This is a genomic window from Pseudoalteromonas sp. SG44-8 (genome assembly GCF_014164125.1).
In the GTDB taxonomy this organism is placed as follows: Bacteria; Pseudomonadota; Gammaproteobacteria; order Enterobacterales; family Alteromonadaceae; genus Pseudoalteromonas; species Pseudoalteromonas rhizosphaerae.
This window is the reverse complement of record NZ_JACJEQ010000011.1, coordinates 1-18735: the sequence shown is the minus strand read 5'-3', so window position 1 is coordinate 18735 and position 18735 is coordinate 1. Positions and strand designations below refer to the sequence as shown.

Here is an 18735-nt window from a genome sequence, read left to right as displayed (position 1 = left end):
GCAACTACCTTATTAAACTAGGCTATTTACAGTGTAAATTTTTATTATGCAAATAGCCGTTAAATTTCGCATTGCAATATGCAAATTAATAGGTAGGGATTATGTTAGTTAGAGAGCAAATAAAAAGGTTACTTTATTTAGCTTTGTATGCAGTTTATACAAGGGCGAAACTATTTGTTTTGCCTCTGTTCATCGTACCTGTTGTGGTTATTTTACTCGCTGCAACGGCGCAAAAGCAGTACACAAACCATGCAACAATCTTAATAGAAGAATCTGCATTACTAAACCCATATTTAGATGACTTGTCTTTTTCGTTTGATTTATCAAATCGTATGGCTGCATTACGCACGCTTGTAATAAGTCGAAAGGTGTTGATAGCTGTTGCGAAAGAAACAAACTTAGTTGCTAAAGATGCAAGCCCTGCTGTTATTGAAAAAATTCATCAAGAACTCTCACAAGCGCTTTCTTTATCACTGGTTGGTGATGAATTGGTGCGAGTTAACTTTACTTGGCATGACCAAACTCAAATGAAAGCAGTATTAGAAAAAGTGGTTGAGAAATTTATAGAGAGTTTATTAGCACCAACCAAGGCCTCGCTTGATACGTCTGAGCAATTTTTTTATCAACAGTTAGTCAGTTTACGAGAAGAACTCGAGGTTTCTGAAGAGTCGCTAGCTAATTTTAAAGCTAAAAATAGCAACACTTTACCTGCTGTTTTACATAGCAATAGACAAACGTTCGATAAGTTACTGAGTGATCAACAACAAAAGTCTATCGTCTTATCAGGTGCAAAAGCCAAGCTTGAAGCGCTAACAACAAAAATGGGCCAAGCAAACCCAATTTTAGGACGCATAGAAGAAAAAATCATTAATGCCGAATCACAGTTGAGCTTTTTAAAAACCCGTTATACCGAAAAGCACAGTAAAGTCGTGTCGAAAAAACGTGAACTGCTGAGTATTCGAGCTCGCCAACAGGCTTTAATAGAAAGTGGCAAAAATCTAGATGCAACAAACATAGATCAACTTTGGCAAATGGCCAATACACTTCCTGATGGCAAAGACAATGAAAGTAATGTGCTTGTTTCACAGATACTTGCATTAGAAGAAGCAAAAAACACTGTGCTCCAACATCAACAAGAGTTTGCCATGTTGGAGCAGCAAGTTAATACGGTGAGTGAAAGATTATTAGTTACAAGCGATATAGAGAAACAATTAAGAAAGCTAGAGCGGGATTACGACGTTAAGCAATCACTTTATAAAGATATGCTGGGACGTTACGAAATGGCAAAAGTAACGGGTAAATTAGTTAAATATGAAGGGCCTGACAAAGTAAAAACCATAGAACGAGCTTACAGCCCAACCCAGCCAATCAATACCTCTTTAGTAGTGGCGATTATTTTGGGGATTGTTTTAGGCATATTTACAAGTACCACCTGTGTATTTGTAGCGACATTATTTGATAGTCACTTAAAAGATATTCAAACCATTGAAAAACTATCTGCTTTGGAAGTAGTTACTATTTTACCTATTGTTGGCAAAGGTTCATTACATGTTCCTGCTAGCCCATCAATGCACTTTATCAATAAGGGGAGTTAGCATGAACGTCCTACATTTAGTTCAGCACTTTAAAATAGGCGGCCTTGAAAAAATGGCTGTGACCTTAATGCAAAAAAGCCAATTCGCAAGCACCAGTATTATTGTTTCGCTAGAGGGTAATGAGCAAGAAGCAGTTAGTGAGTGGCCTGCTTTAGCTTTATTTGAACAAAAACTGATTAGCTTAGATAAAGCGCCTAGGTTTGATCTAAGTATTATCAAAAAGCTCACTGAAATAATTAAAACACACGAGATTAAAGTGATTCATAGTCATCACATTGGTCCTATGTTGTACGCGAGTCTAGCCTGTCTTACAAATACTCAGGTAAAGCATGTCTCTACTATTCATGATGCTTGGTATTTAAAGAGCTTTAAACAGCGTTTAATTACCAAAACACTTAATAAGTTAACTAAAATTCACTGGGTTGCAGATGCACAAGTGGTCGCGAATGAATTTTATAATGAAACAGCGATCACGGCAGATAAAACCATTCTGAACGGTATCGACTTGCAGCAGTTTAATCACATAAATGAAGCAACCGCACGGCTCAAACTTGATCTTCCTGCTGATAAAAAGTTAATTGGTTGCTCTGCACGATTAGAGCCGGGAAAAGGGCATTTGGATCTCATTAAACTACTGCCTTTGCTGCCTAAAGACATCGAATTAGTGTTTGCTGGTAATGGTAGCTTACGCTTTTCGTTATTCAGTGCGGCAGTATCGCTTGGGGTGGTAGAACGAGTGCATTTTTTAGGAAATGTACAGCATATGCAGCTATTTTACTCAGCTATTAACGTTATGTGTCTTTATTCACAAAGAGAAGGACTGCCCTTATCAATTTTAGAGTCAATGGCGTGTGGCAAAGTAATTGTGGCGACTGATGTTGGCGGTATCAGCGAGGTCGTTACAGAAGAGCAAGGCATATTAGTCAAGCCAAATGACTCTTTTGGCCTAAAAATTGCGCTATTGAAAGCATTAGACATGAAATATGGGCTGTGTATTCGAGAGCATATTCTCTCAATTGCAGATGCAAACAAAATGAGTGAAGCGTATGACCACTTCTATAATGGCTTAGCTTCATAAGGGGAATGCAATGACTTTTCTACTGATCACATTGGCTGTTTTAATTACACTGGCTTTATATCATCATGTTGGTTACTTACTGTTATTAAAGCTATTTAGTAACAGTAAACCGATTGAGATGACTGAAAATACCCAACCCAGTACTCACTTTGGTATTTTAATGTGTGCTTATAACGAACAAGAACACATAGCAGAGAAGCTTTATAACTTAGGCTCAATGTTATATAGCACTGAGCTATACACCATTCATGTTTATCTTGATGGCTGCACCGATAAAACTTATGACGAAGCGATGCTAGCGCAGTCGCATCTTGCAAAGCAAAATGTAGTTTGTCATTTGCATTTTAGTAAAGTGAATAAAGGCAAATCATTTGGCATCAATGAACTGATAAAGCTGAGTAAGCCAAATTATGATGTTTTACTCTTTACCGATGTTAGTGCGCTACTGAGTATTGATGTGCTCAATAAAATTGATGCCGATTTTAAAGATCCTAATATTAATGTGATCACCGGCGTATATATTTTAGATGATTTAGCCACTGCTGAGCAGCAACAGTACTGGCAATATCAAAATAAAGTAAAGAGTATGGAGTCGTCTTTAGGGGCTGTTATTGGCGTGCCAGGTGCTATGTTTGCGATACGCTCAGCTCATGCGGCTTTATTAGATGAAAACACCATAAATGACGATTTTATTATCTCTATGAAAGCGTTAAACCAAGGTGGGAAAGCCGTTGTAAACAGTGAAATAAATATCGTTGAGCGTGAATGTGATGAACAAAGTCATGATTATGCCAGAAGAGTAAGATTAGGTGCGGGTAACTGGCAGCAAATAAAAATGTTGTTTGAATTATTAAATCCGAAATTAGGCTGGGTAAGTTTTAACTATTTTTCACATAAAGTATTGCGTGGGATCATGCCTATTATTCTGCTGCTGATTTACGCGTTACTTTTTTCACTTGCACTATCTTCAAGCTTGTTAATACCTAAAGTGGTATGTGTTGCGATAGTCTGTACTCATGGCTTAGGAGTAGCAAAAAAAGCTTTTAATATCAGGGCTAAGTTACCAATTGTGGATAGTGTAAATTATATTATCAGCGCTTATTTTATGGCTCTGTGGGGGATTGTTAAGTTTGAGCGTGGTGATTATAACCAGCATTGGCAGCGCGTTCATCAAACCCAAGAATCAAATAAAATATTCATCAAAACCATTAAGCGCACTATTGATGTAGTTGGCTCTGCGGTTGGATTAATATTACTTTCACCAGTTATGTTAGCTGTTGCATTAGTGATTAAACTGACTTCAAAGGGCCCGGTGTTATTTAAACAGCTGAGAGTGGGACAAAGTGATGATGATTTTGTCGCTTTATTCAATGTTTTAAAATTTCGTTCTATGGTTGTTGATGCAGAAGCAAAAAGTGGCGCGGTGTGGGCAAGTAAAGATGATCCTCGTATAACTGCAGTTGGACGATTTATTCGCAAAACACGCTTGGACGAATTACCACAACTTTGGAATGTATTGATCGGTGAAATGTCTCTTATTGGCCCACGGCCTGAGCGACCAGTGTTTTATTCAAAGCTTGAGAAAGACATCCCGTACTTTTGTCAGCGTACTTATGGGATCAAGCCCGGTATATCGGGACTCGCGCAGGTGATGAATGGTTACGATGAGAGCATTGACGATGCGCGCAACAAAATAGGCTGGGATTACGCCTACATGCTAAGTACTTCATCTGCACGCAGTTGGTGTTATATGGAGTTTACTATTTTCTTTAAAACGTTGGCTGTTATATTCACTGGTAAAGGTCAGTAACGTCGTTTCGCATAATGCAATTGTGCACTCAAAAAGCAATTGCATTATGCATCCCTCCTCTAAAAAATAGTATAAAATAATTTAAAACCCTTAAATATCAGTTTGTTAATTCTGGCATTCTTCTTGTAATAGTCTATTTGTATTTATATTTTAATAGGTAATTCAGATGAAAAATTTAGCCAATAAAGTAGAACAAACAGTTGTCGTACTTCCTAATGATTTCTCCGGCTTTGCTGTCGATGAGTTAAAAGATCAGTTTGAACAGCTAGTCGAGCAAGGCACACACTTCGTGATTCTCGATTTTACTAAGACCGACTTTATCGACTCTTCAGGAATAGGTGCTATTGTTTTTCTATACAAAAGAATTGAAAAACAAAGTAATAAGCTATCTTTACTTAATGTAACGGGGCAGCCGTTTAAGCTAATGAACTTATTAAGAGTCGATAAAACCATTCCATTTATTGACTCAATATAAAAGGTATCAGGGAGAGTACAATGAAGGCACGCATAGTAATTGTTATTATAATGTTTTTAGGCGGCTGTGCTTCTTGGCCTGATGACGGCCAAGGTGGCTTAGCTGAAAAGTATCAAAACTATCCATTAGCCGATGAGCAGTACGATGAAAACTTCACTCAGCCCGAGGACGTTGTTAAGAGTGAATTTGAACACCTTGTACTTAAACTTGAGTTATTAAAATCGCAAGATATTAAAGCTTGTATGCCTGCGCAACTATTAAAAGCACAAATTTATGAAAATCGTATTCGTAGATTAATCGCTGGGCAAATGTGGGAAGATGCTGAGCATGATTTACTGATTCATTATCATGGGCTTAATCAGTTAACGAATCACTTTGATACGGTTAGAAAAGTTACGGATTGTGCCTCTACGACTAATGAACAACCTGCGTCATTTAGTATCAAAAAACAAATTGCACAGCTATTGAATAGCGATAACCAATTTGCATTTAATGCGTTTGAAATAACCCCTAAATATGCCGTACGAGTTGCTCAAGCTGCAGATTTAGCGAAGCAACTAGGCAGTATTAGTATTTTACTTGTGGGTCACACCGACGCGGTTGGAGATTCAGGGAGTAATTATGAGTTGGCACTTAAGCGTGCCGATACGGTGAAACATTGGCTTGGCGTTTATGGCGTGCCACAGCAAAATATTACAACCCTAACGCAAGGAAGTTTGCAGTCTTACAGTGATGCCGCAGAAACTGAGAGTACACGTCATTCAGATCGCAGAGTTGAAGCAATAATTCTAGACGCAAACACGCAAGGCTTAGAAAGCAATAAAGCTAAAGCGCTGATGAACTGGACTAAAATAATACAAAGCAAAAAGGAGTAAAATAATGAAATATTTTTTCACAATGTTTGTTTTGTTTTTTTTAGCGACCAACAGCTTTGCGGCAAATGAAGCGGATAACTCAATTGTGCAAGCGGGTAATAAACTCTTTTTATATGTGCCTGGCGAGGTTGAATTTGATGGTACGTTTGAAGTAGATAAAAAAGGCCAGATCAACATACCTGAAGTAGGGCAATTTAATGTTGCCAATAAAACAGTGGCGCAAATCGAACTTGAGTTAAAACCGGTTTTGGCTGAGTTGTTTGTTGCGATAGATGACTTTTATGTCGAGATCCGCAGCCGAGATATATTTATTAATGTGATGGGTTATGTCATTACGCCTTCCCAAGTCAGTATTCCTGATGATGGTAATATTCAAATGGTAATAGCTAAAGCGAATGGTTTAAAGCCTGGCGCTCAGCTCGATCGTTTGCAAATAAGACGAGGCGATGAGGTGATTGAGTTTAATTATAAAGCCTATTTAGATACAGGTAATATTAGCTTACTTCCAACCCTTAAAAGTGAAGATACGGTGTTTGTACCGGTATCTCCTTTACTTGGTAATGTACAAATAGACTTTGATGCACAAACACTTAGCGCAACGGGAGATGCCAGTGACAATAGCGCTATTACAATTTTGGGCGAAGTACATAATCCTGGTAGCTTTTCGTTTAAAGAAAATATGACCATCTTAGATGCATTAATGCGTGCCGAGGGAGTAACACGCTATGCTGATGTGACTAAAATTAGAGTCATTGTCGATAAGTCCCCAGTGATATTTGATTTAAAAGCATATTTAGATAAACCCACTGATAAGAATATGCCGCTTCTCAAAGCTGGTTCAACCATATATGTGCCAATAATGGTCGATGATGTAAACACCACTTCTCGGACTGTTTATATCATGGGGGAAGTGCAAAAGCCTGGAGCTTACGAGGCTGCAGATAGTACCAATTTTCTAGATATTTTAGCTAATGCAGGGGGGCCAACACGCTTTGCAGAAACACGACAGATAAAAATATTAACCCCGCAAGGTGAAAGTATTTTATTTGATTTACAAGGTTATAGTGAAGGTAGCATTACGACAAAAGTACCTGATTTAAATCCTGGTGATGTTATTTTCGTGCCCGAAAAAACAGATGTAAACGAAAAAAGCTGGTTAAAAATTCCGACTAAACGTGCGATTAAAATTATTGGTGCCATTCAATCTCCTGGACGTTATGAATGGAGTGATGAAATGGATTTTACCGATTTATTAGCTCATGCGGGCGGGCCAACCAAAGGGGCCAATATTAATGATATTAAAATATTACGTAATGGTGATGTCACTCAGCGTTTCGACCTCGAAAAGTACACTATTACTGATGGAAAAACAGCGCTGCCAAATTTGATCGCAGGCGATACAGTGATTGTAGAGGAGTTGCCAGTTGACCCAGGCGATAATAAATCACAATGGATACGCCAAGCGTCGAGTAAGTCTATTTATATTATGGGTCAAGTGGGCTCACCTGGGCGCTATGCGTTTAATGATAATATGCATTTTATTGATATTTTAGCCGCTGCAGATGGCCCTAATGGCAATGCTGACATTCGCAATATAAGAGTAACGCACCGTAATGGTAATAGTGCCAAGGTTAGCAAGCTTGATTTAGCTCTGTACTTTGAAACCGGAGATGAAACTCTCTTTCCACATGTGTTGCCCGGAGACACTATTTTTATTCCTGAAAAAGATAAAGACTGGTTACGTACACCTAAAGAGAGAGTGGTTCGTATTATGGGGGCAGTGCAAAAGCCGGGTCGCTATAACTTTGATGACACTATGTCTATTTTAGATGTATTAGCTGAAGCGGGTGGGCCATCAAGTTCCGCACTCATTGATAAAATTGTTGTGGTTAATCATTCTTGTTGTAAAGAGCAGTCTCGAGTATTCGATCTTGAAGCATTTATAAAATCACCAAACTCGGCAAATATTCCGGTATTAAGGGCTGGCGATACTTTATATGTACCAGATAAGGGGCAAGATCTATTAAGTCAATTTAAAGATAACTTCTTAGATTTTATAACAATAATTGCTTTAGTGGTGAGTTTATGAAGTTAATTCCAGAGCAGTATCATGAGCTTGAAACGATTTGTAATACCCTCGTTGATAGTGATGCACGATGCGTTACATTTATTTCGCTGTATGGTGGCGAAGGTTCATCAACGGCGTGTAGCAGTGTTGCCCAGCGATTAGTTAGTCAACATAAGTCAGTATTGGTGATTGATCTTAACCCCATTAGTTCGTTTCGCTTAGATAAGCAGTTATCTAGCTTAACTAAGCTATGGCGATTTGATGATATTTCTTGCCAGTTAAGTGTATTACCTTATCAGGGGATAGATATTTTGAGCATACATAATTTAGAGTCCATTGATTCGGCTAAAAATAAACATGTACTCAATGAGGCTGTGATCCGTTTAAAACAAGAATATGATTATGTGTTACTTGATATGTCTCCTGCGTTAAAGCTCAATCGCAATAATATTCCGCTACACTCTTTGAGTTTATGTAGCGAACTGACTTTAGTAACAGTTGGTTTAGGTGTTAATGATGAAGAGTCTTTGTGTAACGGCGTTGCAGAGCTTAAACAAGCTGGCCATAGCAATATTAAATTATTAGTGAGCCAATATAGTTTTGCACCTTTGGGTGAACGAATGCTATTACTTTTACAAAGATATAGACCTCAATGGCCAAGAGTGTGTACGTTTTTAACAAACAAAATCAACAGGCAAAAGTGGCTGTTTAAGCATTATTGAGGTCTTTATGGATATATTATTTGAACGACGCTTTGAATTGTTATGGCCAACGTTAACCGAGATACGCCAAGTGTTAAAACATGTGTTGGGTGCATTGTCAGTAAAACGGGATGAAGCGGATGCTGCAGGTTTAGTTGCAACGGAGTACCTCACTAATTTGATTAGGCATAATCAGGGGGATGAGCACGTTATTATGTTGCGCATCAGCCAAACGAATACTGATACATATCATTTAACGTTTGTAGATGAATTGAAGCCTTATAATTTATTCAAAAAAAATGACTCATCTTGGACAATCGAATCGCATGAATTAGTTGAAGGTGGAATGGGGGTTGAGTTAATTCGTCATTATTTTGCAGATGCAACGTATGAAACAATAGCCTCTAAAAATTATTTTTCCTTTCCTTTAATTAACATAGATAAAAGGCCAAGTATTATTTATGTTGATGATGATGTTGTCCAGCTTGCATTAATGAGCGCCTATCTTCAAGACAAGTTTCAAGTGATCACCTGCGAAAATATTGAGGCGGGTTGGCAGGCTATTTTAACCTCTGATGCCAGTATTTTATTACTTGATCACCAACTAAAAAAAGGCACTTGTGAGCCATTATTAGAAAAACTAAATAAATCTAATCTCAAATCACAATTATCGGTAGTGATGTTAACCGGTGATGACAGCGAAGAAGTGATCAGTAAAATTAATCGCTTAGGAGTCGATGATTACTTAATTAAACCAGTGAAAAAAAATAAGCTTTTGCAAAGTATTGAAAGGGTAACGCACCGGTTCGCTTACTTATCGTATCAGAGCACATTTGGCTTAACACCATCAAAAGTGTTATTAGCTAATAATAAAACAGCGCATATTTTTGGTTCAATTGCGGTCGGTAACGGTGGTGACTTTTTTATGCCGATTAATGATGAAGGGACTGCTTTTATCCTCGGTGATATGATGGGGCACGGCTTGCAAGCACTTAAAGAAAGCTTTGCGATTAAAGGCTTTATCAGTGGCTTTTTAGCAACTGGATTGGCATATCAAGACATGCTGGTGGCGCTTAATAATGCGCTTTATAAGCAGCAACTATGCAAATCGAGTTTAGTTACACTGGTAATTTGTTTTTTAGAAAATAATAAATTGTATTGGCTTAATGCCGGACATCCACCGCCAGTTATTATTGATAAAGATGGAAAAATATCTCAATTAAAGGGAACAGGTCCATTGTTAGGCCTTTCTAATGATCATCAATACACCCTTTATGAAGCTGAATTAGAAAATATTGAACATATTTTACTTTATACGGATGGTTGGACCGATAATCGCTTTACTGACAAAGATGAAATGGCTGAGTTAAAAACAATAATCCCAACACAGAGCAACTCTGCTGAGGACTTTGCCCACTCATTATGGAAAAACTCGCAAGTGACACTCTCCAAAGAAATTGATGATGCATCACTAATAATAATTAATTGAATTTGATTTAATGAGGTAACTATAGTTAACTTAACATTCATAAGTTAATATTTTTTATCTAAATAATTCTTAGCGGGCTGCTAAAAGGAAAGGGATTATGCCACCAACAATACTCATTGTAGAAGACACCCAGTCGCTCGCTATGTTGTATCAATCTTATCTAGTTCCTACAGGTGTTAATACTCTGGTGGCAAATGATGGTGCAAGTGCTTTAGCGATTATTGATAAAATAAAGCCTGATCTAATCGTATTAGATGTCATGTTACCAGACATGAATGGTTTAGATATTTTAGCCAAGTTAGCTCCTGATAATTTTCCTCAGGTTGTTGTTTTAACTGGTCATGCGACAAAAGAAATGGCCATTCAAGCGATCAAGCTCGGTGCCAGTGACTTTTTAGAAAAGCCCGTTGAGGCAGAGCGCTTTCGTATTACAATAAACAATGCGCTAAAAATAAAAGACCTAAAACAAACCGTCACGAAATATAAAAATACCTACGAAAATGGTCGATATTTTGATTTGATTGGTAGCTCAAAGCAGATGCAATCTGTCTATCAAATAATTAGCTCGGCATCGGTAAGTAAAGCTACGGTGTTCATTACCGGTGAAAGTGGCACAGGAAAAGAGCTCTGTGCACGAGCGGTACATCAAGCATCGAATCGCGCTGATAAGCCTTTTGTTGCGTTAAATTGTGCTGCGATCCCTAAAGATTTAATTGAAAGTGAAATTTTTGGTCACTTAAAGGGCGCATTTACAGGAGCTATTGCGAATCGTCTCGGGGCTGCGGGTCAAGCTGATGGCGGTACCTTATTTTTAGATGAGCTATGCGAAATGGACGTCAACTTACAAAGTAAGCTGTTGCGTTTTATTCAAACCGGCACTTATCAGCAAGTAGGCAGTGAAAAAGTTGTTAAAGTTGATGTGCGATTTGTGTGTGCAACCAACAGAGATCCACTTGTTGAGGTCGAAGCCGGACGGTTTCGAGAAGACTTATATTATAGATTGCATGTGATCCCTATTGAGTTGCCACCATTAAGGGAGCGCAGTACAGACATTATTGAGATAGCAGAAGCTTTGTTTATCAAAATAGCTCGCGAAGAACAACATCCGTACAAAGGCATTACAGAGGATGTAAAGCGCTTACTGGCTCAATATGATTGGCCTGGTAACGTGAGACAGTTAGAAAATGTGATCCGCAATATTTTAGTGCTCAATGCCCAAGAGTGGATTGATGTAAATATGTTGCCCAGCTTGCCACAAAGCTCTCAGAAAGAAATACCAAATTACAAGCCAAACGAAAGCTTTACTCATACTAAAATACAAGAATTTGAAGAGTTACCGCAAATTGAAAGTGATATAAAAGCACTTTGGTTAGCAGAAAAAGACTATATAGAACGTGTTATAAAAATATGTTCAACAAATATTCCCAAAGCAGCAGCATTACTTGAAGTTAGCCCTTCTACCCTTTATAGAAAAATTAAAAGCTGGGAAGAAAACTTATAAGCGTAAGCGTGATTTTGCGGTGTACGCATTTTGTAATAACAAAAATTGGTTTTTACCAGAAAACCTTTCTTTAAGCATGACGTAAGCGGCTTGTGCCATAGCGCTTTTTTGATCAGGAGACTGTATTAAAAGTGCGTTAATACAATTTTGACACTCTTGTGCATCACCTGTTTTCATTAATAAGCCATTCGTATTATTTTTTATGATATTTGGGATGGCGCCAACAGGACTGCTAATTACGATTTTATGGTGCGCCATGCTCTCAAGTAATGTCATGGGTAAACCTTCCTCTCTTGAGCAGATAAGCAACACATCGATTTGATGCCAAATATCGTCGCGATTGGTTAAACCATGATAGTGTAAGTTTTCCAGTTGCGGGATGGTATTGCGCATCGGACCGTCGCCAAAAAGGTGAAACATCACATTGTTACTGTTTTGCATACTTTCGGCTAAGGTATAAAAAATATCAGGAGCTTTTTCATACGATAACCGGCCAACAAATCCAATTCTAAGAGGGGATGAGGAAAAGTTAACCGTAGGTGGTTCTTTAATATCAATAAAGTTTTCTAGTAATGTGGCATTCTTAATTGTTTTGCTGATTTGCTCTGAGACTGCAAAGTTGGTCGATAAACATGAAAGCCACAGGTCTAGTTTGTTATATAGCCACATTTTACCTGTCCCAGCATCACCTGCGTGGTAAGTGCTGATACAATGTTTATGAGTAAGTTTACAGGCTAAACGGCCTAAAATACCCGCTTTATAACCATGGGTATGAATAACTGTATTATCATCGTAGCGGCGCAATTGCTTAATTAAACTCGAAGGTGTGCCTTGCAGAAAATCATAGCGTATGCTTTGCTTATCAAGTAACGTATAAAAATCATTATTGCCATGATTTTTATAAAATAAAACAGAGCAAGAAACGTTATTTTTACTGAGTAGTTTGTGTAGTTCCACGATGTGGGTTTCTATACCACCGATCATGGAAGAGTCAACAAACAAAATAATCTGGCAATTCATAACGAACCTCAAAAGAAAAATATGATAGATATATCTGTAATAGAACAGCTAAAATATGATGTTGGCGACAGCATGGCTATTGAGTTACTCAAAGTGTTTGTTGACGAGTCTAAAAAATTAGTAGAACAAATGCTTAACTCAACCAACACTAATGATATAGAGCTTCATGCACATAGCTTAAAAAGCAGTAGCTATAGCTTTGGTGCAATACATCTAGCACAAACATGTCAGCTGATTGAGCAAAAAGTTAAGACCAATGGCTTAAACCCAGAGGTTAGGACTTTGTTAAAATTAGCTGACTCGCAAAGTAAAAAAACTTTTCAACAAATTAATCAATTAGTTAATAACGCTTAAGCGTGTTTTTCTGCATTAAAAGAGCTTTTTAATAATTCTGAAAATACATTATTTAACTCATCGATATTATGTAAATGTTTACCCGTTTTATTGCATTTATTCCCGTGTTGCAAAATTTCCATAATCGCTGGAGGAGAAATACTTAAATCGTATATTTTAGCGCCGAGCTTTTTTTGTAACCAATCAATACCTGCACTATGAGTGTATTGCATTACACTGTTCTCTTGCGCTGTATTTTCAATAAATACACGACACGCAGAGGTTTTTTGAATAGCGAGTGCAATATCGTCGATTAAAAAAGCGGGCATAATACTGGTTATGATACTGCCAGGGCCAATAATCACTAAGTCAGCATTTAAAATAGCTTCAACAGCGCCTGGTGATGCAGGTACTTTTTTAGATAAATATACTTTCTCAGGTAGTAAATTTAAGGCATCTATCGCACACTCACCAAACACTTTTTCACCGTTATCAAGCTCAGCGACTAAGTCTGTTGGTATATCAGACATGGGTAAAACGGTTTCACAATTACCAAGTAGTTTATTAAAGCATGCAATAGCCTGAGTAGGAGAGGCCATAACTTGAGTCAAACCTAAAAGAGTTAAATTACCTAAGCTGTGACCTTCAATATCGCCACTCGTAAATCTGTGTTCATACACAGAATGAGCAATTGAACCTTCACCCGCTAGTTGAACACAGCAACGGCGAATATCACCAAGGGCGATGCAATTTTGTGCTTCTCTAATCCTACCCGTACTGCCGCCATTATCGGTGGTTGCAACGATTGCTGTTAAGTTATTACACAAAGGTTTTATTGCGCTTAAAACTTGTGCCAATCCGTGCCCACCGCCTATGCAAACTATTTTCATCGTTTTGCCTTGGTGTTTGTTATTTACATTAATTAAGCAGAAATCATTCCACTCTAGCAAAAAAATAACTCAATGATTTATATTGAATTTTGTTCTATATTAAATAGTCATGTCATCGGCTTAAGTTTTTTTTGCAAAACGCGATGCATTTTAAGTGGGGAAACCGGTATGCAAAATAGTGATTTAATTACTGTTAGTGAATTACAAAGGCAGTTAGAGTCATTATCTCAATGTAATGATGAAATTGATATTTTAGCGACTATCTCCGCTTTTTTGCAGCCGTTGCTTCATTATCAAGATTGTATAATCCTACAAAAAATTGATAAGCATTATCAAACTATAGGCACTAGCAATATTGATTTTTATGATCAGAAATGGCCGCATTGCAGATTGTTTTTACAGGTATTAAAAAATAGCTATGCGTTTTGTAACAATCCGTCAGAAGATCTCGAATTTAATTTTTTAGAGGGCAATGCCAAAACTGCACTTAAAACGTCTTTATTGATCAGTGTTAGCACCTCCAATCAGCAAGGCATATTTATTTTTACTAATGTAGACATAAATGGGGTCAGTGACGTTGTAGGTTCAGATCTTATAAAGCTGTTTTTTCAACAGGCGTTCTATGCTTTTTTGAACTTAATGAAGTTACACGCTCAAACTCACCAATCTATTTTACTGCTTGATAAATTTTCTCAACTCTCTAGTTTATTTAAAGAGCTTGCTAGTGAGTGGTTTTGGCGCACAGATCTTAATATGACGTTTATTAGCGTTAATAATATTGAAAGCGAAAATAACACTTACGCCCAACTTTTTATTAATAAAAAAATTGATAATTTACTCACTATTAATGAGCGAAAAAACACACTGAAATGGCAGCAATTCTCAGCTTTACTTGCAGAGTATGACGATTTTAGTGGTTTTGAATTTGAAGTTTATGCAGCTAAGCCCCTTTGGGTATCTCTTAATGGCAAATCACAGTTTGACGATCAGGGAAATTTTATTGGTTATTTAGGGATTGCCAAAGATATTACTTTTTCAAAAGAGCGAGAGGCCGCACTTGAAAGTGAAAAATTAAAAGCTGAAGAGGCCAGTCAAACCAAGTCAAAGTTTTTAACGATCATGTCACACGAGATCCGTACTCCAATGAATGCGATTATGGGGATGATAGAGTTATTACTGGATACTGAGCTCACTAAAGAACAACGACAGTGGCTGGACTATGCTAATTCAAGTGCTGATATTCTATATGGCTTAATCACTGATGTGCTTGATTTTTCAAAAATCGAATCAGGAACAATTTTATTGGTTAATAAACCTCTTAATGTAAAATTATTAATAGAGAATATAGTAGGGCAGTTACACATAATAGAAGACAGTGACGATATAATCTTCTCAGTATCAATAAGTGACGACATACCTACCTTTATAATGGGAGATGAGTTTAGATTAGGGCAAATACTCTTTAATATTATTGGAAATGCATTCAAATTTACGCGCTCTGGACGTATTTTATTATGCGTAAGTATTGTTGATGGAAAGCTTAACTTTACTGTCCAAGACTCTGGTGTTGGTATCGCAAAAAAAGATTTGGTTTTTATATTTCAGCCTTTCAGGCAAGTTAACGATGGCATTAACAGAAAGAATGAAGGAGTTGGTCTTGGGTTAAGTATTTCAAAAAACCTAATTGAGTTAATGGGGGGCTCAATTACTGTTGATACGCAACTTGGGCTTGGCAGTACTTTTACTATTTTAATTCCATTTGCAGAAGCACCTATTAGTGAAATGAAGCCTGAACTATCTGCAGAGCATCCTGTTTTATCGATCCTCGTTGCTGAAGACAACAAAACCAATCAGGTATTAATTAAAGCGTTCTTACAAAAATTAAATCATAAAGTGACAATAGCTAATGATGGCGCCGAAGCGATTGAATTTATGAAGCTCAAAAAGTTTGATTTAATTTTAATGGATATTATGATGCCAACGATGGATGGGTTAACTGCTACACAATACATACGTAATGAATTATTAAGCGATATTCCTATTTACGCACTCACCGCCAATGCTGCAACCGACGATAAAGCATCGTGCTTTAAAGTCGGTATAAATAAAGTACTGACCAAACCAATTAAGTTTGAGACTCTAAAAGCATCTTTAAACTCGCTGTAATGCGCATAAATAACAACAGATTAAAAAAGGCCGTAATGAGTTAAATTACGGCCTTTTTTAATTTTATTATTCTATATTCTGGATCTGTTCACGCATTTGCTCTATCAATACTTTAAGCTCAACAGCAGCATTGGTGATGTCGCTATTGATTGATTTAGAGGCGAGGGTGTTTGCTTCGCGGTTAAACTCTTGCATCATAAAATCTAAACGACGACCACATGCGCCACCTTTTTTAAGGATTTTTTTAGTTTCTTTGACATGAGATTTTAAACGGTCTAGTTCTTCAGCTACGTCTTGTTTTTGTGCAAGGTAGATGAGCTCTTGCTCAAGGCGAGCTTCGTCAATATTTGCAGTTAAATCTTCTAATTTTTGTGCTAATTTTTCACGCTGCCATTTGGCAATTTCTGGCATGTGAGTTTCAACAATCGCTACTTGCTCTAAAATAGCATCAAGACGAGTGGCTATCATTTCTTCAAGATTAGCGCCTTCATCACCACGTGCAGATTTAAAATCTTCAACCACTTGATCAAAACCAGCAATGAGTGCGGTGTTAACACTATCCATATCTAGCTCTTCAGCTTCCATAACACCAGGCCAACGTAAGATGTCGACAGGATTAATATCGCCATTACTTTGTTGTTGCACCCATTTGGCGCTATTGATCAGTTGTGCAGCTAAAGCCTCATTAATTGAAAGCTCACCAACATGGGCTGGGTTTGCCACAAACTTTAAGAACACTTCAACCTTGCCGCGTTGTAAATGTTTACGTAGGCGCTCACGGATCACCGGCTCCATGCCACGAAATTGCTCAGGTGCGCGAATAAAGGTTTCAAGGTAGCGTTGGTTAACTGAACGAACTTCCCACGTGCCAGTGCCCCAATCGCCTTTTATTTCGCGACGCGCGTAAGCAGTCATACTGTGGATCATGGATGGTTTCCTAGTTTTATTAAACAATTTTAAAAGTGATTATACCGTAACACTGGTTAAGCTCTAGCGGAAATTTTTGTTGCTGTGAATTTTACAATTTGCTTTTGTTCAAATCAGCATGGCATCTACAGCTATATATACATATAATGTGGGAAATTCTGAATTAAGGGGATCGTGAATGCGTCCAAGCGAAAGAACACCTAACCAAATTAGACCGGTTACATTTACACGTAATTACACTTTGCATGCTGAAGGCTCTGTGTTGGTTGAGTTTGGTAACACAAAAGTACTTTGTACAGCCACTGTTGAATCAGGTGTACCGCGTTTTATGAAAGGCCAAGGTAAAGGCTGGATCACAGCTGAGTACGGTATGTTACCGCGCTCTACCCATACCCGAAATGGTCGTGAAGCGGCGCGAGGCAAGCAAAGCGGTCGTACTATGGAAATTCAACGTTTAATTGCACGCGCACTTCGTGCCGCAGTTGATTTAAAAGCGTTAGGCGAAAATACCATTACTATTGATTGTGATGTTATCCAAGCTGATGGCGGAACTCGTACTGCATCAATCAGTGGTGCTTGTGTTGCTCTAGTCGATGCGTTAACACATATGCGTAGCAAGGGTATGATCAATTCAAATCCTCTTAAGTTTATGATTGCAGCTATTTCGGTAGGTATTTATAAAGGCCAAGCTATTAGCGATTTAGAATATTTAGAAGATTCTGACGCTGAAACAGATATGAACGTAATTTTGACCGAAACAGGTAAAATTATTGAAGTGCAGGGTACAGCCGAGGGCGAACCTTTCTCGTTTGATGAGCTTGATGAATTACTCACTCTTGCGAAGCATTCAATCCGCGAAATCATTGACGTTCAGAAGCAAGCATTAGCTTAATAAGTAATAGGTTTATAGTAATGAAAGATTATCAAATAGAGTTTATTGAATTCGCCTTAGAAAAACAGGTGTTAAAGTTTGGTGAGTTTACTTTAAAGTCTGGCCGTACTAGCCCTTACTTCTTTAATGCGGGGTTGTTTAATACAGGTCGTGACCTTGCACGTCTTGGTCGTTTTTATGCTGCCGCCCTTGAAGATGCAGGCATTGAATATGATGTTTTATTCGGTCCTGCTTATAAAGGTATTCCAATTGCAACAACTACCGCAGTAGCACTTGCAGATCATCACAATAAAGATGTGCCTTATTGCTTTAACCGTAAAGAGAAGAAAGCACACGGTGAAGGCGGCACATTAGTAGGCTCTGAGCTAAAAGGCAAAATCATGTTAGTAGATGACGTGATCACTGCTGGCACAGCAATTCGTGAGTCTATGGAAATTATTGCAGAAAATGGTGCGGATCTAAGTGGTGTCTTGATAGCTCTTGATCGTCAAGAAAAAGGCAAAGCTGAACTGTCTGCAATTCAAGAAGTAGAACGTGACTTTAATACTAAAGTAGTTTCAATAGTAAAACTTGCAGATTTAATTAGCTACCTTGAAACTAAAGGTACTATGAACGGGCATCTTGCATCAGTAAAAGCTTATCGTGAGCAATATGGTATAGCTTAATCTAAGTATACTTAAAGCTATTCAACAAAAGCCCGATGATTTTCATCGGGCTTTTGCGTTTTATAACCGTATAAAGTTATTTTGAAGTTAAAAAAGTATCTCTTTTGTAGGGTTTGGCTTGAATTTTGAACGAACAGCACTTTATTTCAAGTTTTCTTTAAAAAACGCTTGCGTAAAATTCGCCGCGCCCTATAATGCGACCCCACTGAGACGGCAGACAGCAACGCTTAGCGAGGCAAGAGTTAATCAG

General features: G+C 37.8%; 16 protein-coding genes. 13 read left to right on the top strand and 3 right to left on the bottom strand.

Features of this window, described 5'->3' with window-relative positions; all coding sequences use genetic code 11:
• Nucleotides 1–101: 101 nt before the first annotated feature.
• The 9 genes from H5163_RS10740 (at nucleotide 102) to H5163_RS10700 (ending at nucleotide 11592) form a co-directional block, all read left to right on the top strand.
• Nucleotides 102–1595 (top strand): GNVR domain-containing protein, encoded by a 1494-nt coding sequence (locus H5163_RS10740; protein WP_149980664.1) that lies wholly within the window; start codon nucleotides 102–104, stop codon nucleotides 1593–1595.
• Between the two features lies 1 nt (nucleotide 1596).
• Entirely contained in the window at nucleotides 1597–2673 is a 1077-nt protein-coding gene (locus tag H5163_RS10735) for a glycosyltransferase (protein ID WP_182735116.1), read from the top strand.
• Nucleotides 2674–2683: 10 nt separating this feature from the next.
• On the top strand, nucleotides 2684–4483 hold the full coding sequence (locus H5163_RS10730) for a sugar transferase (RefSeq protein ID WP_182735115.1): 1800 nt from the start codon (nucleotides 2684–2686) through the stop codon (nucleotides 4481–4483).
• Nucleotides 4484–4649: 166 nt separating this feature from the next.
• On the top strand, nucleotides 4650–4958 hold the full coding sequence (locus H5163_RS10725) for an STAS domain-containing protein (protein ID WP_182735114.1): 309 nt from the start codon (nucleotides 4650–4652) through the stop codon (nucleotides 4956–4958).
• A gap of 20 nt (nucleotides 4959–4978) precedes the next feature.
• Entirely contained in the window at nucleotides 4979–5833 is an 855-nt protein-coding gene (locus tag H5163_RS10720) for an OmpA family protein (protein ID WP_182732254.1), read from the top strand.
• A gap of 4 nt (nucleotides 5834–5837) precedes the next feature.
• On the top strand, nucleotides 5838–7922 hold the full coding sequence (locus H5163_RS10715; RefSeq protein WP_182735113.1) for an SLBB domain-containing protein: 2085 nt from the start codon (nucleotides 5838–5840) through the stop codon (nucleotides 7920–7922).
• Nucleotides 7919–8623, top strand: coding sequence for an AAA family ATPase (locus tag H5163_RS10710; RefSeq protein ID WP_182732256.1), 705 nt, complete (start codon nucleotides 7919–7921; stop codon nucleotides 8621–8623). Before H5163_RS10715 ends, H5163_RS10710 begins: the two co-directional genes overlap by 4 nt.
• Before the next feature lie 7 nt (nucleotides 8624–8630).
• On the top strand, nucleotides 8631–10091 hold the full coding sequence (locus H5163_RS10705; protein WP_149980671.1) for a SpoIIE family protein phosphatase: 1461 nt from the start codon (nucleotides 8631–8633) through the stop codon (nucleotides 10089–10091).
• 97 nt (nucleotides 10092–10188) lie between these two features.
• Nucleotides 10189–11592 carry a sigma-54 dependent transcriptional regulator gene (locus H5163_RS10700; protein WP_182718099.1) on the top strand — a complete coding sequence of 468 codons (1404 nt, stop codon included), beginning with the start codon at nucleotides 10189–10191 and terminating at the stop codon, nucleotides 11590–11592.
• Here H5163_RS10700 and H5163_RS10695 read toward each other — a convergent pair.
• Nucleotides 11587–12612: a glycosyltransferase family 4 protein gene (locus tag H5163_RS10695; protein WP_149980673.1), complete on the bottom strand. Its 1026-nt coding sequence runs from the start codon at nucleotides 12610–12612 to the stop codon at nucleotides 11587–11589. The genes H5163_RS10700 and H5163_RS10695 overlap by 6 nt on opposite strands.
• Before the next feature lie 21 nt (nucleotides 12613–12633).
• Here H5163_RS10695 and H5163_RS10690 point away from each other — a divergent pair, with 21 nt between their 5' ends.
• Nucleotides 12634–12966, top strand: coding sequence for an Hpt domain-containing protein (locus H5163_RS10690; RefSeq protein ID WP_149980674.1), 333 nt, complete (start codon nucleotides 12634–12636; stop codon nucleotides 12964–12966).
• Here H5163_RS10690 and yvcK read toward each other — a convergent pair.
• Nucleotides 12963–13835 (bottom strand): uridine diphosphate-N-acetylglucosamine-binding protein YvcK, encoded by an 873-nt coding sequence (yvcK, locus tag H5163_RS10685; RefSeq protein WP_182735112.1) that lies wholly within the window; start codon nucleotides 13833–13835, stop codon nucleotides 12963–12965. The two genes, H5163_RS10690 and yvcK, sit on opposite strands and share 4 nt — an antisense overlap.
• Nucleotides 13836–14003: 168 nt before the next feature.
• On the opposite strand from yvcK, the gene H5163_RS10680 reads away from it, so the two are divergent.
• Entirely contained in the window at nucleotides 14004–16001 is a 1998-nt protein-coding gene (locus H5163_RS10680; protein ID WP_182735111.1) for a response regulator, read from the top strand.
• 66 nt (nucleotides 16002–16067) lie between these two features.
• On the opposite strand, the gene H5163_RS10675 is transcribed toward H5163_RS10680, so the two are convergent.
• Complete coding sequence (locus H5163_RS10675) at nucleotides 16068–16928, bottom strand: YicC/YloC family endoribonuclease (protein WP_182735110.1); 861 nt, start codon at nucleotides 16926–16928, stop codon at nucleotides 16068–16070.
• 178 nt (nucleotides 16929–17106) lie between these two features.
• Here H5163_RS10675 and rph point away from each other — a divergent pair, with 178 nt between their 5' ends.
• Together rph and pyrE are read left to right on the top strand one after the other, a co-directional pair.
• Nucleotides 17107–17820: a ribonuclease PH gene (rph, locus tag H5163_RS10670; protein WP_145237114.1), complete on the top strand. Its 714-nt coding sequence runs from the start codon at nucleotides 17107–17109 to the stop codon at nucleotides 17818–17820.
• 20 nt (nucleotides 17821–17840) lie between these two features.
• Nucleotides 17841–18485, top strand: a complete 645-nt coding sequence (gene pyrE / locus H5163_RS10665) for an orotate phosphoribosyltransferase (RefSeq protein ID WP_182735109.1) — start codon at nucleotides 17841–17843, stop codon at nucleotides 18483–18485.
• Nucleotides 18486–18735: the final 250 nt, after the last annotated feature.

Excerpts from the sequence above, each read along its gene's own strand:
- H5163_RS10740 (WP_149980664.1), top strand. The coding sequence starts at position 102 with ATGTTAGTTAGAGAGCAAATAAAAAGGTTACTTTATTTAGCTTTGTAT.
- H5163_RS10735 (WP_182735116.1), top strand. The coding sequence starts at position 1,597 with ATGAACGTCCTACATTTAGTTCAGCACTTTAAAATAGGCGGCCTTGAA.
- H5163_RS10730 (WP_182735115.1), top strand. The coding sequence starts at position 2,684 with ATGACTTTTCTACTGATCACATTGGCTGTTTTAATTACACTGGCTTTA.
- H5163_RS10725 (WP_182735114.1), top strand. The coding sequence starts at position 4,650 with ATGAAAAATTTAGCCAATAAAGTAGAACAAACAGTTGTCGTACTTCCT.
- H5163_RS10720 (WP_182732254.1), top strand. The coding sequence starts at position 4,979 with ATGAAGGCACGCATAGTAATTGTTATTATAATGTTTTTAGGCGGCTGT.
- H5163_RS10715 (WP_182735113.1), top strand. The coding sequence starts at position 5,838 with ATGAAATATTTTTTCACAATGTTTGTTTTGTTTTTTTTAGCGACCAAC.
- H5163_RS10710 (WP_182732256.1), top strand. The coding sequence starts at position 7,919 with ATGAAGTTAATTCCAGAGCAGTATCATGAGCTTGAAACGATTTGTAAT.
- H5163_RS10705 (WP_149980671.1), top strand. The coding sequence starts at position 8,631 with ATGGATATATTATTTGAACGACGCTTTGAATTGTTATGGCCAACGTTA.
- H5163_RS10700 (WP_182718099.1), top strand. The coding sequence starts at position 10,189 with ATGCCACCAACAATACTCATTGTAGAAGACACCCAGTCGCTCGCTATG.
- H5163_RS10695 (WP_149980673.1), bottom strand. The coding sequence starts at position 12,612 with ATGAATTGCCAGATTATTTTGTTTGTTGACTCTTCCATGATCGGTGGT.
- H5163_RS10690 (WP_149980674.1), top strand. The coding sequence starts at position 12,634 with ATGATAGATATATCTGTAATAGAACAGCTAAAATATGATGTTGGCGAC.
- yvcK (WP_182735112.1), bottom strand. The coding sequence starts at position 13,835 with ATGAAAATAGTTTGCATAGGCGGTGGGCACGGATTGGCACAAGTTTTA.
- H5163_RS10680 (WP_182735111.1), top strand. The coding sequence starts at position 14,004 with ATGCAAAATAGTGATTTAATTACTGTTAGTGAATTACAAAGGCAGTTA.
- H5163_RS10675 (WP_182735110.1), bottom strand. The coding sequence starts at position 16,928 with ATGATCCACAGTATGACTGCTTACGCGCGTCGCGAAATAAAAGGCGAT.
- rph (WP_145237114.1), top strand. The coding sequence starts at position 17,107 with ATGCGTCCAAGCGAAAGAACACCTAACCAAATTAGACCGGTTACATTT.
- pyrE (WP_182735109.1), top strand. The coding sequence starts at position 17,841 with ATGAAAGATTATCAAATAGAGTTTATTGAATTCGCCTTAGAAAAACAG.